The sequence below is a fragment of the Oceanobacillus senegalensis genome, assembly GCF_900176885.1.
GTDB lineage: Bacteria > Bacillota > Bacilli > Bacillales > Amphibacillaceae > Oceanobacillus > Oceanobacillus senegalensis.
In genome coordinates, this window is record NZ_LT839648.1 from 2,207,117 (window position 1) to 2,223,320 (window position 16,204).

Here is a 16,204-nt window from a genome sequence, read left to right on the forward strand (position 1 = left end):
AAAATCAATTCTTATGACTTGGTACTAATTTTAATATATATAAGGGTAGATAGCAAGAAAAAGCAAATTTTATTTCTCATTCGGTAAGAGATTTGTATCAATATACTCCTCAACCGTTTCATCTAACTCGTTACGAAATTGTTCTGAAATACGTTGATTAAACTCTCCCATGGTAATAACTTCATCCTGAAAGTCAAAGGTAAGTATATCTCCTTTCAGCTTTCCTTTATTAAATTGTTCAGCAGTAATTTCATACAACTTGTCTACACGTTGTATCGTACTTGTCAATACGGTATTTGGTGCTAGTTCTAATTGATCTTCCACATAACCTATTACATATAGATTGTCCTTAGCTGCCAGTCTAATAATCTCTTCACTAAATGAATCTCCTGTGGGATAAAACACATCCACTCCTTCTTTTTTCATGGATTCATACAATGAAATCGCAGTTTTTAAATCATTCCAACTTTTAATATAATCAATTTCTACAACAGCATTTGGATTTTGATATTTAACCCCTTCATAAAAACCTTCTATTTCCGGTTGCCATAGAAAAGAAGCGATGACTCCAACCTTATTCGTATTCGTCATTTCACCAGCAACCATTCCACCAAAAAATCCCATGGCATGACTATTAAAATTAAGACTTGTTACATTTTCACTATGAAGGCTACCATTAAAATATACAAAATGTACGTCAGGGTAAAAACGAGCGATATCTAAGAAATAATCCCCGTACTTACTGCTATGTCCGAAAATTAGGTTAACACCATCCTGAACAAATTCATCAACCGCTACTCGTATTTCTTCCTCGGTATTAATATTTTCTTTATAAAATATATCCGTTTCAAAAGTTTCACCGATTTGCTGTAGTCCTCGATAACCACTTTCATTCCATGCATTTCCTTCAATCGTACTATCAACCAGCATGCCTACATTTTGAATATTCCCCGATTCGAAATAACTGCATCCAGTTAAGAAAAATAAAAAGGAGATAAGGTAGAGTATTTTATTGAACGATCTCAAAAAAGGCACTCCAATCTTTAATGCACTTCTCTACATTCTTTTCATAGTCCCATTATACCCATCTAGACAATGATTTTCTAATTTTGAGGGTAAAAATTTTTATATCGTTCATAATGAGTTAATACATTGTCTTTCTTTTTTGTAATGAAATTTTTATCATTCATATAGATACCATTTTCTATATCATTTCTATTCACCTTCATTTCCTTTTCATTAGGTAATTTGGAAGAGTTTACCCATTGAACGAGTGCTGAAGTAAAGTCATGGATATATATAGCATCCTCTTTAAACTCTTTTGAATCGAAAGAAAGTAGTTTTCCATCGTGATAGAAGCCATTTTGATTCATAGGCATCCATTCTCCAAATAATAATGCCTGTATATGAACGGTATTCTCATTTAAAGAATGTATCGTTTCTTCATCTGAATTAATAACGAATATTCGTTCTGCATGAGGAACATCTATTTCTTTATTATGCCCTATTATTATACATGTACTATATATTTTCCTCTCTTTACCCGAAACGAAAGAAAACGAACTGTTTCTCCCAAAAAACATAGATAAATCATCTGAAATGTTCCTATCTATAACTCCATCTACCTCATGCTGATTATCTAAAAGCTCATTTACAACATGAAAACCAATCCATTGATTACAATTTACAACGAGTACAGACATCATTATCCTCCTTTATTATCGTTAGGAAATTAAAATTTTTTAAATCCCATGCTTAAGGAAAAAGCCTTTTGGTCACCCTTTTTAGGACGAAAACCTTTTTTAGTATATCGTGTAGTTTACACTCCTCTGCATGGAATACATGAAATAGCGAATCACGAGGTAATACATGAAGTTGCTTCACTGAAGAACGGTCAAGTTTAAGTTTTTCTAAGAATCCAAGAATATAGGACGAATTAATCCTTTTCCTTTATCTTCTATTTTGGTAAACTATACGTAAGAATGTAAGAAATCTATACATGCTTATGAAATTGAATAGTAAAATGTGAGGTGTAAACGGTGCGATACATAGTTTCTATTATATGGGCTGTACTAATTAGTGGGGCTATCTCTTATGTACTTACAAGTATGGGTGGGGATCCATTTGTTCTTTTTGACATGCTGGTCCTTGCAGGTATTCTTTCAGTAGCAACATTTCTATTAGGCGATGGAATTCTAACCGATAAGTATTAAATACGTAAGTTTAAACCCTTGCCGACAAGGACTGGCAAGGGTTTCGTTATTAATACCAAGGTAATGTACTAAGTGCAACTAAGGCAGCTAACGGAAGAACTAGTCTTCTAAACCTTCTAGGTGGTCTGCCATACCAATAACCATAGCCTGGGTATCCATATCCCGGAAAACCATAGCCTGGAAATCCATAACCGAATTGGCGATGTTGATCTTGCACCTGACCGTCCATTCCATCTTGATTTCGCATGTTACTATACATTCCCGGATATTGTGGATAATTGTGCATATGGCCCATCCCAGACTGGTATCCATCATATCCCATTTCTTGGGTTGAATCTATCGGTAGTGCAAAATAAACATATTCATCGTCTAAACCTGTAACAATCCCATCAAACTTTGTTCCATCTGTTGTTTCTGCAAGTACATATGAATGCATATGCTTTTTACATAAATCATATATATGATGATGATTTTGATAATGTTTTTTCATTTTCTAAAACCTCCTCACCAACTAAGCTATTCATTAGCCTATAGGATGGTGACTATAAGAAAATCAACTATTTAATGAAATACAAGGTAATACTAACGATTTATGTAAATCCGATGAATATCGAGAACTAGAGCTAGATGTAGATTAAGGAGAGAAACCAATGGATTTTTTTGAGAAACTTACCACATTAATTCAATATTTATTTTTAGGACTGGTACAAGGTGTTACAGAACCTATTCCAATTTCATCAAGTGGACATCTTGTTATTTTTAGAGAGTTATTTGGAATTGAAAAAGAAGGACTATCATTCGAAATCTTTGTAAACTTCGCTTCATTACTTGCAGTTCTTTTAATTTATCGAGAAGATATTATCAGACTAATAAAAAATGGTGCCCTCTATCTTTTCAAGAAAGAAGAGACAGCAAAAAGCGATTTTATGTTTATCGTCTACCTTGTTATCGCAACTATTCCAGTTGGGGTAGTTGGTGTGTTATTCGGAGATGCAATTGGAGCAGCATTAAGCAATCCAGTTGTTGTTGGGTATACTTTACTTATTACAGCTGCTGCAGTATGGATCATTAGAAATATGCGTGGACGAAAGAATGATGGAGATTTAACAACAAAAGATGCTATCATTGTTGGATTAGCGCAGACCATTGCTGTAACACCTGGAATCAGCCGCTCCGGATCAACTATTGTTGCTTCCATGCTAGTCGGCATGAAACAAGAAACTGCATTACGCTTTTCATTTTTACTATACATTCCAGTTAGCCTTGGAACAACTATCTTAGAGGTCCCAGAAATGGTTGGTTCAAGCGAATTTCAGACAATGCTTATCCCTAATTTAATAGCGTTCCTTGCCTCATTCGTCGCAACCTATTTTGCATTAAAATGGTTTATGAATATCATGGCTAGGGGAAACTTAAAATACTTCTCCTACTACTGTGTCGTTGTCGGTTTACTCGTTATTTTATTCTTGTAACAAAAAAGCTCTTCTCATAACTTCGAGAAGAGCTTTTCATTTTCATTTATGACTTTTCAACATTAGATGCTTGTGGGCCACGGTCACCTTCCACTATTTCGAACGTAACCTCTTGTCCTTCATCTAATGTCTTAAATCCTTCTCCTTGAATAGCAGAATAATGTACGAAAACATCGTCTCCACCTTCTACTTCGATAAAGCCAAAGCCTTTATCTGCGTTAAACCATTTTACAGTACCTCTGTTCAAGAAAAATTCCTCCATATCTTTAATAATTCTTAATAAGCCCATTTTGGACTATATATAAGTTTATTTTCCCTTAAAAACATCTTTCTATACATGTTAAAATAAATAAAAATACATTTTCCTGTAATTTCTTATTTTTAACCTTCAAATGCAAACATTAACTGTGTAATTTGAATTCTGCACGTGTGGATTTCCGCTTTGGACACTTGCATTATGTGAACACGACATCGTGTTGGCTTAAGTTTGCTCACCTGCAGTGGAAAACGTAGTGTATTTCTGTAGCGATAATCACGCACTATTAATGAAATAACAGTTATAAATAGAAAACAGCCATAAAAAAGCACTTACGCAATCATTACGAATTCGCAAGTGCTTTTTTATGGTAGTTTTTTATCAATCTGGAATTCCCAAAGCGATTTTAGCATAGCGAGACATTTTTTCTTTGGACCAAGGTGGGTTCCAAACAATATTAACTTCCGTCTCTTTTACTTCAGGGATATCGGATAGCGCAAATTTCACATCACGCTCAATATGCGCGGATAGTGGACAACCCATTGCTGTAAGTGTCATCGTAACTGTACAAAGACCTTCGTCATTTAATTCAGCATCATATACCAACCCTAAGTTAACAATATCTATGCCTAATTCAGGGTCAATTACATTCTCTAATGCCCCCATAAGATTTTCTTTTAAAGCTTCATCCATTCCATTAACCTCCCTTTTATACCTTTCTTATATTTAAACATACTTTCACATATTTTCAAATGATATAAATCACACCTAAGAATGTTGGGAAATTTTTTTTACAGGTACGTTTCAAACCATTTTACTGTTTCCAATTTTGCTGGACGGCTCACCTTATGATCACGATTTACTTCTTTTACGTAACGAATATGCTCTTGTTGTTTATATTGTTTTTTTGCTTCTACATAAAAGCTATAGGAATGATCAAACGGTACAACTGAATCATTTTCTCCATGCCAAAAAAACAACGGGCGATTATTTAATTTTTCAACCTTTAATGATAAATCAATGGACTTAAGCTGATCATACAGTTGATTTAGCATTTCATCTGTGATTGGAAGGTTTACCATTTTACGGTAATTATCCACTAACGTTTTGGCAAACATGGAAATTTTCGGCGATCCCATCAAAATTGCTGCAACATTAATCCAAGAGAATTGTGTTAATGCAGCTGAAGTTGTTATTCCCCCCATGCTAGTGCCTGCAAGCCCAATTCGTTCATCTAAAATTAATTCATTATCCTCAAAGTATTCTTTGATGGATTGAATGTCTTTTAAATTTTGCATTACAATATCCCAGAAAGCAATGGTTCGATTAAGTTGTGAAATACCATTTTCCCGTTCTCCATGATGTAAACTATCAGGAAGGATTACGCGAAAGCCTTTCTCAGCAAGTAAATAGGCTAAATCTAGGTTATGTTCCTTTGCACTAGTAAATCCGTGTTGATATATGATAAGTGGTAATTTTTGTTTTTCCTCCACTAAATCTACTACGATTAAGCTAGGTATTTGATTTATTTCTTTTTTCAATACGCCAATCATTTTGCGTCTCTCCTTGCCATTATAATAGTTCTATTTTAAAGGGAATTCATCTTTTCAAGCATACATGTACTATCTTAACTAATTATTTACAACTTTAACAAGCTTTTAACAAAAAATAACTTTACATGTAAGGTTTTGCACTATAAACTTAGGGCATATGAGGTGAATGTGATGAAAAAAAGACATTTAATTGCTTTAGATTTAGATGGAACGCTATTAACAGATCAAAAGGTAATTAGTCCCCGTACAAAGTGTACTGTCCAAACTGCGATTCAAGAAGGTCATATCGTGGTCATTGCAACGGGTAGACCACATCGTGCAAGCATTGGTTATTATCATGAACTTCAGTTAGATACACCGATGGTAAATTTTAACGGAGCTCTTATCCATCATCCTACAGATAGAAAATGGGATGTTCTCCATAACCCAATGCCTATACGCACCGCCAGGCAAATTATTGATGCGTGTTATGATTTAGAAGTCCATAATATTCTTGCTGAAATTATGGACAATGTATACCTTGATCAGTACGATGAAAAGATATTAGAGATCTTTCACGAGTCAAAAGATGATACACCAATTACCATTGGAAACCTAAAACATAAATTAAAAGAGGATCCGACTTCCCTTCTTATTTATCCAAAAGAAGAGGATATTTTAAGATTACGGAATCATTTAACAGAATATCATGCCGAATTGATTGAACATAGAAAATGGGGTGCACCTTATAATGTCATTGAGATTGTTAAAAAAGGTATGAATAAAGCGGTCGGCCTACAGAAAATTGCCCACTACTTTAATATACCTAAAGATCATATTATCGCATTCGGTGATGAAGATAATGATTTAGAAATGATTGATTATGCTGGTGTTGGCGTAGCAATGGAAAATGGAATTAATGAATTAAAGCAAATTGCTAATCATGTCACCAATACAAATGAACAAGATGGTGTTGGAGAATTCTTAGAAAATTATTTGCAATTGAACATAAAATCGGTATAGTTTACCATGCTTATAAATTTAATTATCAGTCATACTATTAGTGAACGTTTCAAAAGCGTTCACTTTTACTTTTTGAGCATGAGTTTGGAGTTAGGACAAAATTTCAGGTTTTCCAATTGATTCTGAATCTCTGAAGGAGGAATTAGTTTGGGAAAAAGAAGTAAATCAAAACGATTTATACAGCAAGGGGCTGACTCCGTTAGAAAGCATGCTGAAAGATTCCCCTATCGTTCCACATTGTCCGAACGAAACAGAGAAAAGAATGATACAGACACATTAGGAGGGTTTTAATTGCAAAACAATTTATTCCAACAAGCAAAGAATGCGGTTAATAACTTAATGAAAATGAATGGTACCAATGAAGCCGAAAAACAAGCTGCACAGAATGCAATTCAATCAGCATATGCTGAAGCTTCTCCTGAAGAAAAACAGCAATTACAACAGCTTGAGCAGCAATTAAAACAGCAAAACCAATTAAAATAACCTCTGCATATTGCTTACGGTGAGTTCGGGAATTTTCCTAAGCACCTATCCTCATCCTTGTTATAAGGGTGGGGATGTTACTTTATTCCAACCTCAGAATCTGCTAATATAGAGATAACAATGAAAGAAGAAGGTGGAATGAATTATGAGTATTCGAGTAGAAAGTACTCCAAACCCAAATGCCATGAAATTTACAACAGATAGTATTATTTTCGAAGGAACTTCAAGTGTTTCCGTTATGCCTGGTGATACAAGTGAGCATGCAATATTAAACGACTTAATGAAAATAGATGGTGTAGATAATGTTTTTGGATATCAAAATTTTATTACCATTAATAAACAATTTGATGTGGAGTGGGATAGCCTTACACCTAAAGTAACAGAAATTATGGAAAAATACGGGTATTAAATTTTGTAATATAGAATTATACATAACAAAAGCAGAGCTAAAAAGCCAGTAAATTTCAATGCTTTATTAGCTCTTCTTTTTTATTATTTAACTTTGGATATCAATCGGTATATAGTTCGGATTTAACATTTTACCTTTTCCATCTTTTGAATAGATTACAATGACTGGAGGTTCCTCACTCTTCCCTACTCGCTCCGTAATAATTGATTTAATTTCGATGTCAACCCATGTATCTTTGTCTACTTCCACTTTTTGTTCTTCTTTTAAAACTTCTTCCCCCTGTTCCATTCGATAATAAATTTCTGAACCGGATACGTTTGCTTCTGCTGTTACATGTACTTTCTTGTTATCTACATTTACATCCACATTTCTTAATTCAAACGTAGCTGCTTCTTCATCAACGTTATTACAACCAACTAATAGAATGGCCATACAACAAATTAAAAGAAAATATTTCATATCTTCTCCCTCCGATTTTCAATCACGTCTAAAGAATCCATAAATCCCTGCCGTATCTACTATATTTGTAAAAGCCTCGGGATCAACGTCATAAATAATGGATTCCAAATCATATAACTCATACCTTGTAACTACTAGGTATAGCATATTCTTATCTGTTTTTGTATACGCTCCTACAGCTGGAAGTATCGTTATTCCTCTGACTAAACGATTATGAATAGCCTTTTGCAATTCTTCCGCTTTATGTGTAATAATCATGGCTGTTACTTTTTCATGACGAGTATGGAGAGCATCAATTACTCTCGTTGATACGTAAAGGGTTAACATCGTATACAACGCATTTTCTGGCTCATAAAGTATTCCAGCTAATACAATGATTACACTGTTCATAATTAAAAAGTAATTACCTATTGGCTTATCCTTCATTCGGGACAAAATCATAGCAACAATATCCATTCCACCTGTAGACGCCCCATGCTTTAAGGTAAGTCCAATACCTACTCCGGCTAAAACCCCACCAAAAACAGCATTTAGGATTATATCATCAGACAAACCCATTACAGGTAAAATTTCAAGAAAAAGAGTGGAAAACACAACCGATACAATACTATAAATTGTAAACCCTTTTCCAACTTTAAACCACCCTAATATCAAAACGGGGACATTTAGTAAGAATAAAATAATCCCTGTACTTAAACCAATCCCTAGAAAATCATTAAATATGCTCGCGATTATTTGTGCAGCACCGGTGAATCCACTTGCATACACATTCGCTTCGATTAGAAAGAAGTTCAGCGATATCGCATTTAATAATCCCCCTAGGATAACAATAAAAATACGTTTTGCCTCAACCATAAACATAGCAAACTCTCCTTAGTTCATTTTCTAAACATCCATTAAATCCGTTTAATTAATTACACTTCCATAATCAATCACTAAATGAAAATAGGAAGATCAAAGATATCCTAAACTTTGACTAATTTTCTGTATCACTATACACTTAAAATGAAAGAGATGAAACTATTGATTGCAGGTGAAAATATATGACAATTAAAATACTCACGGATTCTGCATGTGATTTAACCGAAGAACATTATAACGAATTTGATATTGAAATGGTACCCTTAACAGTAAATTTAGATGAAATAGAATATGAGGATGGAAAAACAATTGAACCTAAAACGGTATATGATTCTATGAGAGAGGGGAAAACACCTAAGACTTCCCAGGTATCTCCACAAACGTTTAAACGGGTCTTTACCTCCTATGCTGAGATAAATCAACCATTAGTATACATTGCATTTTCTTCTCAATTATCTGGGACCTTTCAAACCGCTAAAATGGTAGAAAAAGAAGTTAAAGAAAAATATCCTGATGCTCCTATACATGTATTAGATACGAAATGTGCTTCGCTTGGCCATGGTTTAGTTGTTTTACATGCCGCAAAACAAGCAAAAAAAGGTGCTTCACTCCAAGAAATCATGGATGACATAAAATTTCATGCTGAACACATGGAGCATATTTTTACAGTTGACGATTTAGAATATTTATATCGTGGTGGTAGAGTTAGCAAAACGGCAGCCTTCGTCGGATCTCTACTTAAAATAAAACCACTTCTTCACGTGGAGGACGGAAAGCTAATCCCCCTTGAAAAAATTCGTGGTTCCAAAAAGGTACTTGGTAGAATGCTTGATTTAATGGGAGAAAGAAGTGCAGACCTTACAAATCAAGTCATTGGTATCAGTCATGGGGATGACCGCGAGCGTGCTGAACAATTAGCATCCATGTTACAGGAAAAGTTTAACGTACGTGAAGAAAATATTGTCATCGAAATGGTTGGAGCAGCTATTGGTGCACATGCTGGTCCTGGAACTATCGCTTTATTCTTTTCTAATAAACCTGATAAATAAATCCAAAAAGCTTGCTTTACATCTAAGATATTAATTAGAAAGCAAGCTTTTTTGTTTTCTAATGTATACAGTAAATAAAATACTATACCCTATCTTTTAGTAGTTTAAACTACTTTTTCTTCAAAAAAAGCATGATTAAAAATTTCTCATCATATATATACAAATATATAACGAGAAAGTTATCTTTTAAGGGGGAATAACCATGCTCATACATGATTTAGTAGATATGTTTATCACCGAACGAAACCACACTCCAGATTCCGTGAATAATTTACTTGACTATTTCCAATACAAATACATTGCTGGCGAAATCAATATTAAAGATTATCGCCATATTTTTACCTATCTACATAAGAAAGGAGCAGTATCCGCTTTTGAGTATATTGAAGAACGACCAATAAAGCAGTATCACTACAGTTTTTAACGTACTTTTTCTAGTGCTTCTACATTTTGCAAAATTTGTTTAGGATATGATTGGTATCTGACATGATACCTTCTTTTTATTAATCAAAAATAGTTTTTCTAAGGGCAACAAAAAATACGAGGCTGGGACTACTCTTTCGCATTAAACACTTTGATTATGTCCCAACCTCACTATTTTTTTAACTCCAAACCTCACTTAAAATAATAGAACTAAGCGTTACGCATGCAGCTAATGTGAAAACGATTAAGCCTAACATTCCACTACACCTCCACCTTTCCATTGTTAAAATAGGAATTATATAGGAAAAGGACTTATCCTATTTCACGCTTTCTTTGTTTCATGCTTAAATAAATGACACCCACAATAAAGATTAAAAATACACCACCAACAAAGCTAATAAATGTCCAATTCAAACCAGTATTTGGCTGTACATGGTATACTTCTGCAGTCTCACGAGCTAAACCAATACGGTATACTCCCTCATCATTTTCACGTACAAGATTATCACCGAGATAACCTCTTAATTGCAAACCAGAGTCTAAATTTGTTACAGCTAAATCCTGTGACTCACTACTATTATTTATTGCAATATAAAACGTTTCTCCGTTATAGGAACGGCGAAATACACTCATTGCATTACTAGAACCAACTAATTCAAAATCTCCAAATTGCAATGCAGGAAACTGCTTCCTTAGTGATGAAATTTGATGATAGAATTCCTGTAAATCTGAATCTCCACTATTAAATCGTACTAATTGTTGCGCTTCTTCTGCATTAGCGCCATACATCGGGATTTCGGACCCTTGGTAAATAGATGGTATTCCTGGGGTTGTGAACATATAAGTTAACGCCAATTTCCACGCTGTAAGTGCATTTCGTCCCCCTTCAGCTAATTCTTGCGTGAATCGCTTCGAGTACATATCATCCATTGCTAACAATGGTACCTGATTATTACTAGATTCCCATACTTCATAAATATTCAATACATCTTGATTGACCTTTGAAAAAGTCTCTACCATCACTTCTGTTAAAGGAGGGTTATCGATTACTTGAATCTCTGTATTTTCTAGTATCACTTCCGAATTTTCATCCGTAATCAATGTATCTCCAAGTAAATAGAAGCCAGGATTTTCTTCCCTAATTTGACTTGTTAAGGCCTCCAAAAAATCTATTGGTATTTGATCAATAGCCTGAAAATGTAATCCATCAATATCTGTTTCTTCCATCCAATATTTTGCAACATCTGTTATATATTCTTGTACTTCTGTATTATCAAGATTTAGAGCCTTTGCTCCACTTGTCCATTTTGGTCCCTCTATTTCTTGATTATCTAGAATCCAGTTTTCTTTTTCAGAATCCTGTACAAATGGATGATTAGGTGACACATAATTCGCCATAAATTCCATTACTACTTTAATATTTCGTTTATGTGCTTCTTCTATTAATAAATTAAATTCTTCTAACGTACCGAACTGTTCTTCTACTTCATAAAAGTCCTCGACCCAATAACCATGGTAGCCTTTTTCTGAGTTATTCATGATTGGTGAAAGTGAAATGGTTGTAACTCCTACTTCAACTAAATCATCTAATTTATCAATAATACCCTGAAAATCACCACCATGATAGGCTAGCGGATCATCCGTGTTAACCCCTTCATCATTGGAGTGATCGCCATTGTTATACCGGTCAATTAAAATAGAATAAATAAACTCTTCCTGGATTTCTTCTTCTGCTGCATACAATGTAGCTGGATTCCATCCAAGAAAAAAGATACTAATAATTGAAACTATACTTATTAATTTTTTCATTAAACGTTCCCCCACCAACAAAATGTGTTACTGCTTCTATTATTAACCAATCAAGGAAATAGTCAACATGAATTCCAATATTGTTAAAAAGGATTCACTTTTTAATACAAAAATTGCATCTGTCCTATACATTGAAGCTAGACAAAACTATACCTCCACAATTTTTTTCACTACTTGAAAAAGGAAAAGGTTGCCCAAATTTAGGCAACCTTTTTTCATGATCCGATAAAGTAAAATTTAATTTTACTGTCAATTAGCCTTCGACAGCAATTACATAGGTAGACGAATAAAGCCTAATACTAAGACAATAATGAGTGCAATCACAAATTGAATCCACCCAGCCTTTGCAGGTTTTGCTTTAGCTTTTTTAACCAATATCATTTCCATAACAGCAATTAACCAAATTCCGGCTATTGCTTTGGTTATCGCCTCAGCAAATAATGGCATCTGGATACTTGCAAAGTAACCTCCTAATAAATCTCCACCAGTATACAAAATAAATAAGTAATCAAGTCTTAAAATCATCTGAACGATTTTTGCGGGCTTTGCTTTCCCTTGATTTTGCAGAGCGATCACTACTATAAATAAAATAAAGCCTAATACCCAAGAAGTAATGTGCATGTGTGTCATTATGTATCCTCCCTTTTAATTTCAAGAAATTTACTATCGATATCATAACATGTTAAATTTAAAAGGTCATTTGTTAACTAACTAGATATATTTTAAATGTTGTCCTTTTAAAACTTATTTCCGAAGTGGTTGTCGATACCAATAGGTTAGACTCCTCCATATCCATTCAAGTGGTCCAAAACGAAATCTACTCACCCACCATTTACTAATAAGAATCTGACAGGTATAAATAATAAAAACCATTAATACTCCCAAAAGGGGACTAACTTTTCCATATAAACCAAAGCCAATACCATAAAAGAGGATAAAACAAATAATCGATTGGAAAATATAATTCGACAATGCCATTCTTCCAACATACGTAAACGGCTTAATGATTTTTTGTCCCTTTTTATTTCCTGCAATCAAAGTTATAGAAATAATATAGAATAATGCGGAAAACGTCCCACCTACATTATCCTGGGCAAAGGAAAACCACCTCGGATTTCCCAATAGGTAAGGGCCAAGTTTTAACCCAATAAATAAAACGAATGAAATAGTCCACAGTTTCCATAAAATAGATTTATGTTTATTTGGTTCATGTAGCCATCTCTTCTCTGCCAAAAACATTCCAAATAAAAAAAGAGGTAACAATACAAGAGTTAAAAAGAAAATAGTTAAAGGAGTGTTGGAATACATCCAATCTTGATAGTTTTGCATCCAAATTATGGATAAACTGTTGCTTTGATAATTGGAAAAGGCTTGGTCAATTCTAGCTTCATTTCCAATACTTAAATAATTTCTTGATAAATAGGACAGGAATGTTATAAAGACAACATTTCCACTTAGTAATATGAAACCAACAATCAGCTTTGTTCTTGCTTCAAGCTTCAAAAATAACAATAAGATAATACCAACAAACCCATATGTTAAAAGAATATCCCCATGCCATATTAGAAAGGCATGAATCGCTCCCATGGCAAACAAAATAGTTAACCTTCTAACTAGGAATGGATAAACCGGTATCCCCTTTACAAAAGTCCGTTCTTTCATCATTTGTATCCCAAATCCAAACAGTATGGAGAATAATGTATAAAAACTTGCCTGGAAAAATATATCAATTATTTCAAGTGTCCACTGACTAATATCAGACATCCATATCTCCATCTGTCCCCCGTATAAAAAGTACGGAGCACCAAATGCACCAATATTAACAATAAAAATTCCGAATATAGCAAACCCTCTTGCTGCATCAATCCATTCAAGACGCTTACCTTCTTGTATAGGGGAAACATCATTATTCATTCATACCTTTTCCTTTCTAAAAATCCAATCCCTTATTTTAATTAGAGAATATGAAAAGTTAATTACTTTTCAACATTTCTAGGATACAACATAAACTATAGCAAAGGAGGATTTTGTATGCCTGCAAAAGTTGGAGCAGTTAAAGTAACTAGCGTATCCTCTTCAAGCATTTTTAATATTGGAGATGTTTATTCGATGGCACCAATCAGTAATGCAAAAACATATGCAGGAGGCGGATCCTTCAATACCGGTAGTGGAATTCGAATAAATGTTAACGATTCCTATACGTATATAAATGATACAGATAAATTGGATCAGCCTGTAAATTAGTTGGGGTGATACGATGAACATTACTATTCACCAAACCATAAATATCCATTTATTAAAGATTGGATCCATTACGAATTCATCTGTCGTACAAATAGGTAGTACTGGAAGCATACAATCCCAATCCGACATCCATAATACTGGTGGTTTTACAGAATTAGCCGAACAGGCAATTCCTCAAGATATTGTTGATCCGCCCCTTGTCCCTCTCTCTCCTCAATGAAAACACGTACAGCACATTTTTGCATAGACTGATATAGGCAACTGTCTAATGCTGTTAAGAATCACATATAAGATAGAGTCTACTCATATAATAACATGGGACTTTAAGAATAAAAGACTCTTAAGACAGGGGGCACTCTTTATGTATGGCAACAATTGGAGTCAATACATGCATGAAATCCAACAATACATCCAATATCAGGATGCTAAAATCAAAGAACTAGAGGAACGAATCCAAGCACTTGAGGCTAAACAACAGGACCATAACAGCACGAATATTGAAAGGATAGAATATAAATTTGATCAATTAAAGATTGAAACCCTATCCGGTTCATTGCATATTGGCCTCACCCCTGAAGATATACAAAATATGGATGACTTAGCATTAGGACACTCAAACCAGGCTGTCCCAGTAAATAAAACAACACCATTGCATCAACAATTAGCTTCAGAATTACAATCCTGGTTCCAAAAGGAAGGACCATCTATCATCAGGGATATTGCTAAAAATTATAACAAAAAAATTGATGATTCCCATGAAATACTCTTACTACAGGATATTCAAAAACAACTCCCTGAGCGAATAACTTATTATAATGAGCAAGCAAAAAATAACCAATCTATAACAAATGATGAAGAATTCAGAAATTACATTGATGAACAAATTAAGGAAGAAATTCACCATTCCTTATCTCAATATATAAATAACTGGAGGGGAGAATAATAGATGATTATGGAAGTTCATAATTGGGGGCTTTGTGTTGAAAAAGTAGAAATTGACAGCGTTGGAGCCTCCTCCGTGTTTTTAATCGGAGATAATGAATCAATCGTACTATCATCTTTTTTTGACACGCCACCTGAGAGCTATAAGGTTGGAAACTTAGTACCACTCTTCGGAATTACTACAAGATAATTTGGGGTGAAATGATTGCAAAAGCGTACATCCGACGTGACTCAAATAAATGTGACCGCTATCTCAAGCAGCTCCATTCTCAATCTTGGCGATACACATCAAGTACAACCTAAGATGAAAGGAATCGCAGTCCAAAAAGAAGGGGAAACCTTTCAAGGTGATTTAAAGTTCGAGAATTTTCCAATTTTCCAAAGAAAAGCTAACTGGCCAGATTACCAACCAACTTCAAACGTACAAAAAATAACCTTTCATCACAACCCTACCATTCATGTCAAGCAAGTATATTTATTAGCCTTAAGTACTTCATCTATTTTCCAAGTAGGTAATATTAACCACATTTCATCTGAAGCAAGAATAAAACACTTCCGGATTATACTAGAAGAAGACGAAGATGAAGATGAAGGTTAACAACATATTACATTCTTTCATAGTTTAACAATATAGTGAATATAAAGTAAATCAGGAGTTTATTGGCTGCCCGCCCCCACTTATATTTCTTGAAATATCTCAAACTCTTGAACAGGGGGTTATCTAGTGCCGACAATGCTAAAGGACGCGGCATTTTTGTCGGTCAGCCAGTTAATCACGTGATAAAGTAGGTGTTAAAATGCCATCGATTGTTGGACCTATCAAAATAAACAATGTTGGCGGTGGGGTTATTAATTTTGGGGATGCATTCTACTTGTCGCCAAAGAGCACTTCCAAAACTAATGCTGGGTCAGGAGGATTAAATACCGGAGATTTTATCAATACAAACAATGGATATAGCACTACTCGCACATTAGACCCAGATTTAGCCGATCAAACGCAAACTGGAAATGCATAAGAAGTTTAAAGAC

The 16,204-nt window shown here is 34.3% G+C and carries 25 protein-coding genes; 14 read left to right on the plus strand and 11 right to left on the minus strand.

The features are described from left to right. Positions 1-69 precede the first annotated feature (69 nt). Positions 70-1,026 carry a BMP family ABC transporter substrate-binding protein gene (locus CAO17_RS10705; RefSeq protein ID WP_245831822.1) on the minus strand — a complete coding sequence of 319 codons (957 nt, stop codon included), beginning with the start codon at positions 1,024-1,026 and terminating at the stop codon, positions 70-72. A 77-nt stretch (positions 1,027-1,103) separates the two neighbouring features. Next, positions 1,104-1,703 (minus strand): hypothetical protein, encoded by a 600-nt coding sequence (locus CAO17_RS10710; RefSeq protein ID WP_085992748.1) that lies wholly within the window; start codon positions 1,701-1,703, stop codon positions 1,104-1,106. Positions 1,704-2,039: 336 nt separating this feature from the next. On the opposite strand from CAO17_RS10710, the gene CAO17_RS10715 reads away from it, so the two are divergent. After that, positions 2,040-2,213, plus strand: a complete 174-nt coding sequence (locus CAO17_RS10715; RefSeq protein ID WP_085992749.1) for a DUF2929 family protein — start codon at positions 2,040-2,042, stop codon at positions 2,211-2,213. A gap of 49 nt (positions 2,214-2,262) precedes the next feature. On the opposite strand, the gene CAO17_RS10720 is transcribed toward CAO17_RS10715, so the two are convergent. Then, positions 2,263-2,703 carry a hypothetical protein gene (locus CAO17_RS10720; protein ID WP_085992750.1) on the minus strand — a complete coding sequence of 147 codons (441 nt, stop codon included), beginning with the start codon at positions 2,701-2,703 and terminating at the stop codon, positions 2,263-2,265. Between the two features lie 160 nt (positions 2,704-2,863). On the opposite strand from CAO17_RS10720, the gene CAO17_RS10725 reads away from it, so the two are divergent. Beyond that, positions 2,864-3,685: an undecaprenyl-diphosphate phosphatase gene (locus CAO17_RS10725; RefSeq protein ID WP_085992751.1), complete on the plus strand. Its 822-nt coding sequence runs from the start codon at positions 2,864-2,866 to the stop codon at positions 3,683-3,685. Positions 3,686-3,731: 46 nt separating this feature from the next. Here the strand turns inward: CAO17_RS10725 and CAO17_RS10730 are convergent, their stop codons facing one another. From CAO17_RS10730 to CAO17_RS10740, 3 genes are all read right to left on the minus strand, one after another. Further along, positions 3,732-3,932 carry a cold-shock protein gene (locus CAO17_RS10730; RefSeq protein ID WP_143833746.1) on the minus strand — a complete coding sequence of 67 codons (201 nt, stop codon included), beginning with the start codon at positions 3,930-3,932 and terminating at the stop codon, positions 3,732-3,734. A 390-nt stretch (positions 3,933-4,322) separates the two neighbouring features. Further along, on the minus strand, positions 4,323-4,634 hold the full coding sequence (locus tag CAO17_RS10735; protein WP_085992752.1) for a metal-sulfur cluster assembly factor: 312 nt from the start codon (positions 4,632-4,634) through the stop codon (positions 4,323-4,325). Between the two features lie 98 nt (positions 4,635-4,732). Beyond that, positions 4,733-5,494, minus strand: a complete 762-nt coding sequence (locus CAO17_RS10740) for an alpha/beta fold hydrolase (RefSeq protein WP_085992753.1) — start codon at positions 5,492-5,494, stop codon at positions 4,733-4,735. A 171-nt stretch (positions 5,495-5,665) separates the two neighbouring features. On the opposite strand from CAO17_RS10740, the gene CAO17_RS10745 reads away from it, so the two are divergent. The 4 genes from CAO17_RS10745 (at position 5,666) to CAO17_RS10755 (ending at position 7,388) form a co-directional block, all read left to right on the plus strand. Further along, the gene (locus CAO17_RS10745) at positions 5,666-6,496 is read left to right on the plus strand and encodes a Cof-type HAD-IIB family hydrolase (RefSeq protein WP_085992754.1); all 831 of its coding nucleotides are present in this window, start codon (positions 5,666-5,668) and stop codon (positions 6,494-6,496) included. 147 nt (positions 6,497-6,643) lie between these two features. After that, complete coding sequence (locus CAO17_RS21050) at positions 6,644-6,787, plus strand: hypothetical protein (protein ID WP_179151935.1); 144 nt, start codon at positions 6,644-6,646, stop codon at positions 6,785-6,787. After that, the gene (locus tag CAO17_RS10750; protein ID WP_085992755.1) at positions 6,788-6,979 is read left to right on the plus strand and encodes a DUF3813 family protein; all 192 of its coding nucleotides are present in this window, start codon (positions 6,788-6,790) and stop codon (positions 6,977-6,979) included. It begins immediately after the preceding gene. 145 nt (positions 6,980-7,124) lie between these two features. Further along, positions 7,125-7,388, plus strand: a complete 264-nt coding sequence (locus tag CAO17_RS10755; protein WP_085992756.1) for a NifU N-terminal domain-containing protein — start codon at positions 7,125-7,127, stop codon at positions 7,386-7,388. A gap of 87 nt (positions 7,389-7,475) precedes the next feature. Here CAO17_RS10755 and CAO17_RS10760 read toward each other — a convergent pair whose 3' ends face one another. After that, the gene (locus tag CAO17_RS10760; RefSeq protein WP_085992757.1) at positions 7,476-7,847 is read right to left on the minus strand and encodes a hypothetical protein; all 372 of its coding nucleotides are present in this window, start codon (positions 7,845-7,847) and stop codon (positions 7,476-7,478) included. A gap of 18 nt (positions 7,848-7,865) precedes the next feature. Further along, entirely contained in the window at positions 7,866-8,708 is an 843-nt protein-coding gene (locus CAO17_RS10765; protein WP_085992758.1) for a YitT family protein, read from the minus strand. Positions 8,709-8,890: 182 nt separating this feature from the next. On the opposite strand from CAO17_RS10765, the gene CAO17_RS10770 reads away from it, so the two are divergent. Both CAO17_RS10770 and yppF read left to right on the plus strand, forming a co-directional pair. Next, the gene (locus CAO17_RS10770) at positions 8,891-9,757 is read left to right on the plus strand and encodes a DegV family protein (protein ID WP_085992759.1); all 867 of its coding nucleotides are present in this window, start codon (positions 8,891-8,893) and stop codon (positions 9,755-9,757) included. 202 nt (positions 9,758-9,959) lie between these two features. Then, positions 9,960-10,181 carry a YppF family protein gene (gene yppF, locus CAO17_RS10775; protein WP_085992760.1) on the plus strand — a complete coding sequence of 74 codons (222 nt, stop codon included), beginning with the start codon at positions 9,960-9,962 and terminating at the stop codon, positions 10,179-10,181. 311 nt (positions 10,182-10,492) lie between these two features. Here the strand turns inward: yppF and CAO17_RS10780 are convergent, their stop codons facing one another. The 3 genes from CAO17_RS10780 to CAO17_RS10790 all read right to left on the minus strand — a co-directional run bounded on the left by CAO17_RS10780 (position 10,493) and on the right by CAO17_RS10790 (position 13,903). Continuing rightward, complete coding sequence (locus CAO17_RS10780; protein ID WP_085992761.1) at positions 10,493-11,989, minus strand: alpha-amylase family glycosyl hydrolase; 1,497 nt, start codon at positions 11,987-11,989, stop codon at positions 10,493-10,495. Between the two features lie 270 nt (positions 11,990-12,259). After that, a complete protein-coding gene (locus CAO17_RS10785) occupies positions 12,260-12,619 on the minus strand; it encodes a DUF1516 family protein (protein WP_085992762.1) in 360 nt (119 codons plus the stop codon). 114 nt (positions 12,620-12,733) lie between these two features. Continuing rightward, positions 12,734-13,903, minus strand: coding sequence for a DUF418 domain-containing protein (locus CAO17_RS10790; protein WP_085992763.1), 1,170 nt, complete (start codon positions 13,901-13,903; stop codon positions 12,734-12,736). 117 nt (positions 13,904-14,020) lie between these two features. On the opposite strand from CAO17_RS10790, the gene CAO17_RS10795 reads away from it, so the two are divergent. From CAO17_RS10795 to CAO17_RS10820, 6 genes are all read left to right on the plus strand, one after another. Continuing rightward, positions 14,021-14,233: a spore germination protein gene (locus CAO17_RS10795; RefSeq protein ID WP_085992764.1), complete on the plus strand. Its 213-nt coding sequence runs from the start codon at positions 14,021-14,023 to the stop codon at positions 14,231-14,233. Positions 14,234-14,246: 13 nt separating this feature from the next. Further along, positions 14,247-14,453: a spore germination protein GerPB gene (locus tag CAO17_RS10800; protein ID WP_085992765.1), complete on the plus strand. Its 207-nt coding sequence runs from the start codon at positions 14,247-14,249 to the stop codon at positions 14,451-14,453. Between the two features lie 141 nt (positions 14,454-14,594). After that, a complete protein-coding gene (gerPC, locus tag CAO17_RS10805; RefSeq protein WP_179151936.1) occupies positions 14,595-15,176 on the plus strand; it encodes a spore germination protein GerPC in 582 nt (193 codons plus the stop codon). A gap of 3 nt (positions 15,177-15,179) precedes the next feature. Further along, positions 15,180-15,365 carry a spore gernimation protein GerPD gene (locus CAO17_RS10810; protein WP_085992767.1) on the plus strand — a complete coding sequence of 62 codons (186 nt, stop codon included), beginning with the start codon at positions 15,180-15,182 and terminating at the stop codon, positions 15,363-15,365. A 15-nt stretch (positions 15,366-15,380) separates the two neighbouring features. Continuing rightward, a complete protein-coding gene (locus CAO17_RS10815; protein ID WP_085992768.1) occupies positions 15,381-15,773 on the plus strand; it encodes a spore germination protein GerPE in 393 nt (130 codons plus the stop codon). Positions 15,774-15,972: 199 nt separating this feature from the next. Further along, on the plus strand, positions 15,973-16,191 hold the full coding sequence (locus CAO17_RS10820) for a spore germination protein (RefSeq protein ID WP_085992769.1): 219 nt from the start codon (positions 15,973-15,975) through the stop codon (positions 16,189-16,191). The last annotated feature ends 13 nt before the right edge of the window (positions 16,192-16,204 follow it).

Excerpts from the sequence above, each read along its gene's own strand:
- CAO17_RS10795 (WP_085992764.1), top strand. The coding sequence starts at position 14,021 with ATGCCTGCAAAAGTTGGAGCAGTTAAAGTAACTAGCGTATCCTCTTCA.
- CAO17_RS10735 (WP_085992752.1), bottom strand. The coding sequence starts at position 4,634 with ATGGATGAAGCTTTAAAAGAAAATCTTATGGGGGCATTAGAGAATGTA.
- CAO17_RS10820 (WP_085992769.1), top strand. The coding sequence starts at position 15,973 with ATGCCATCGATTGTTGGACCTATCAAAATAAACAATGTTGGCGGTGGG.
- CAO17_RS10740 (WP_085992753.1), bottom strand. The coding sequence starts at position 5,494 with ATGATTGGCGTATTGAAAAAAGAAATAAATCAAATACCTAGCTTAATC.
- CAO17_RS10800 (WP_085992765.1), top strand. The coding sequence starts at position 14,247 with ATGAACATTACTATTCACCAAACCATAAATATCCATTTATTAAAGATT.
- CAO17_RS10710 (WP_085992748.1), bottom strand. The coding sequence starts at position 1,703 with ATGTCTGTACTCGTTGTAAATTGTAATCAATGGATTGGTTTTCATGTT.
- CAO17_RS10790 (WP_085992763.1), bottom strand. The coding sequence starts at position 13,903 with ATGAATAATGATGTTTCCCCTATACAAGAAGGTAAGCGTCTTGAATGG.
- CAO17_RS10810 (WP_085992767.1), top strand. The coding sequence starts at position 15,180 with ATGATTATGGAAGTTCATAATTGGGGGCTTTGTGTTGAAAAAGTAGAA.
- CAO17_RS10785 (WP_085992762.1), bottom strand. The coding sequence starts at position 12,619 with ATGACACACATGCACATTACTTCTTGGGTATTAGGCTTTATTTTATTT.
- CAO17_RS10745 (WP_085992754.1), top strand. The coding sequence starts at position 5,666 with ATGAAAAAAAGACATTTAATTGCTTTAGATTTAGATGGAACGCTATTA.
- gerPC (WP_179151936.1), top strand. The coding sequence starts at position 14,595 with ATGTATGGCAACAATTGGAGTCAATACATGCATGAAATCCAACAATAC.
- CAO17_RS10720 (WP_085992750.1), bottom strand. The coding sequence starts at position 2,703 with ATGAAAAAACATTATCAAAATCATCATCATATATATGATTTATGTAAA.
- CAO17_RS10770 (WP_085992759.1), top strand. The coding sequence starts at position 8,891 with ATGACAATTAAAATACTCACGGATTCTGCATGTGATTTAACCGAAGAA.
- yppF (WP_085992760.1), top strand. The coding sequence starts at position 9,960 with ATGCTCATACATGATTTAGTAGATATGTTTATCACCGAACGAAACCAC.
- CAO17_RS10780 (WP_085992761.1), bottom strand. The coding sequence starts at position 11,989 with ATGAAAAAATTAATAAGTATAGTTTCAATTATTAGTATCTTTTTTCTT.
- CAO17_RS10760 (WP_085992757.1), bottom strand. The coding sequence starts at position 7,847 with ATGAAATATTTTCTTTTAATTTGTTGTATGGCCATTCTATTAGTTGGT.
- CAO17_RS10765 (WP_085992758.1), bottom strand. The coding sequence starts at position 8,708 with ATGTTTATGGTTGAGGCAAAACGTATTTTTATTGTTATCCTAGGGGGA.
- CAO17_RS10755 (WP_085992756.1), top strand. The coding sequence starts at position 7,125 with ATGAGTATTCGAGTAGAAAGTACTCCAAACCCAAATGCCATGAAATTT.
- CAO17_RS10725 (WP_085992751.1), top strand. The coding sequence starts at position 2,864 with ATGGATTTTTTTGAGAAACTTACCACATTAATTCAATATTTATTTTTA.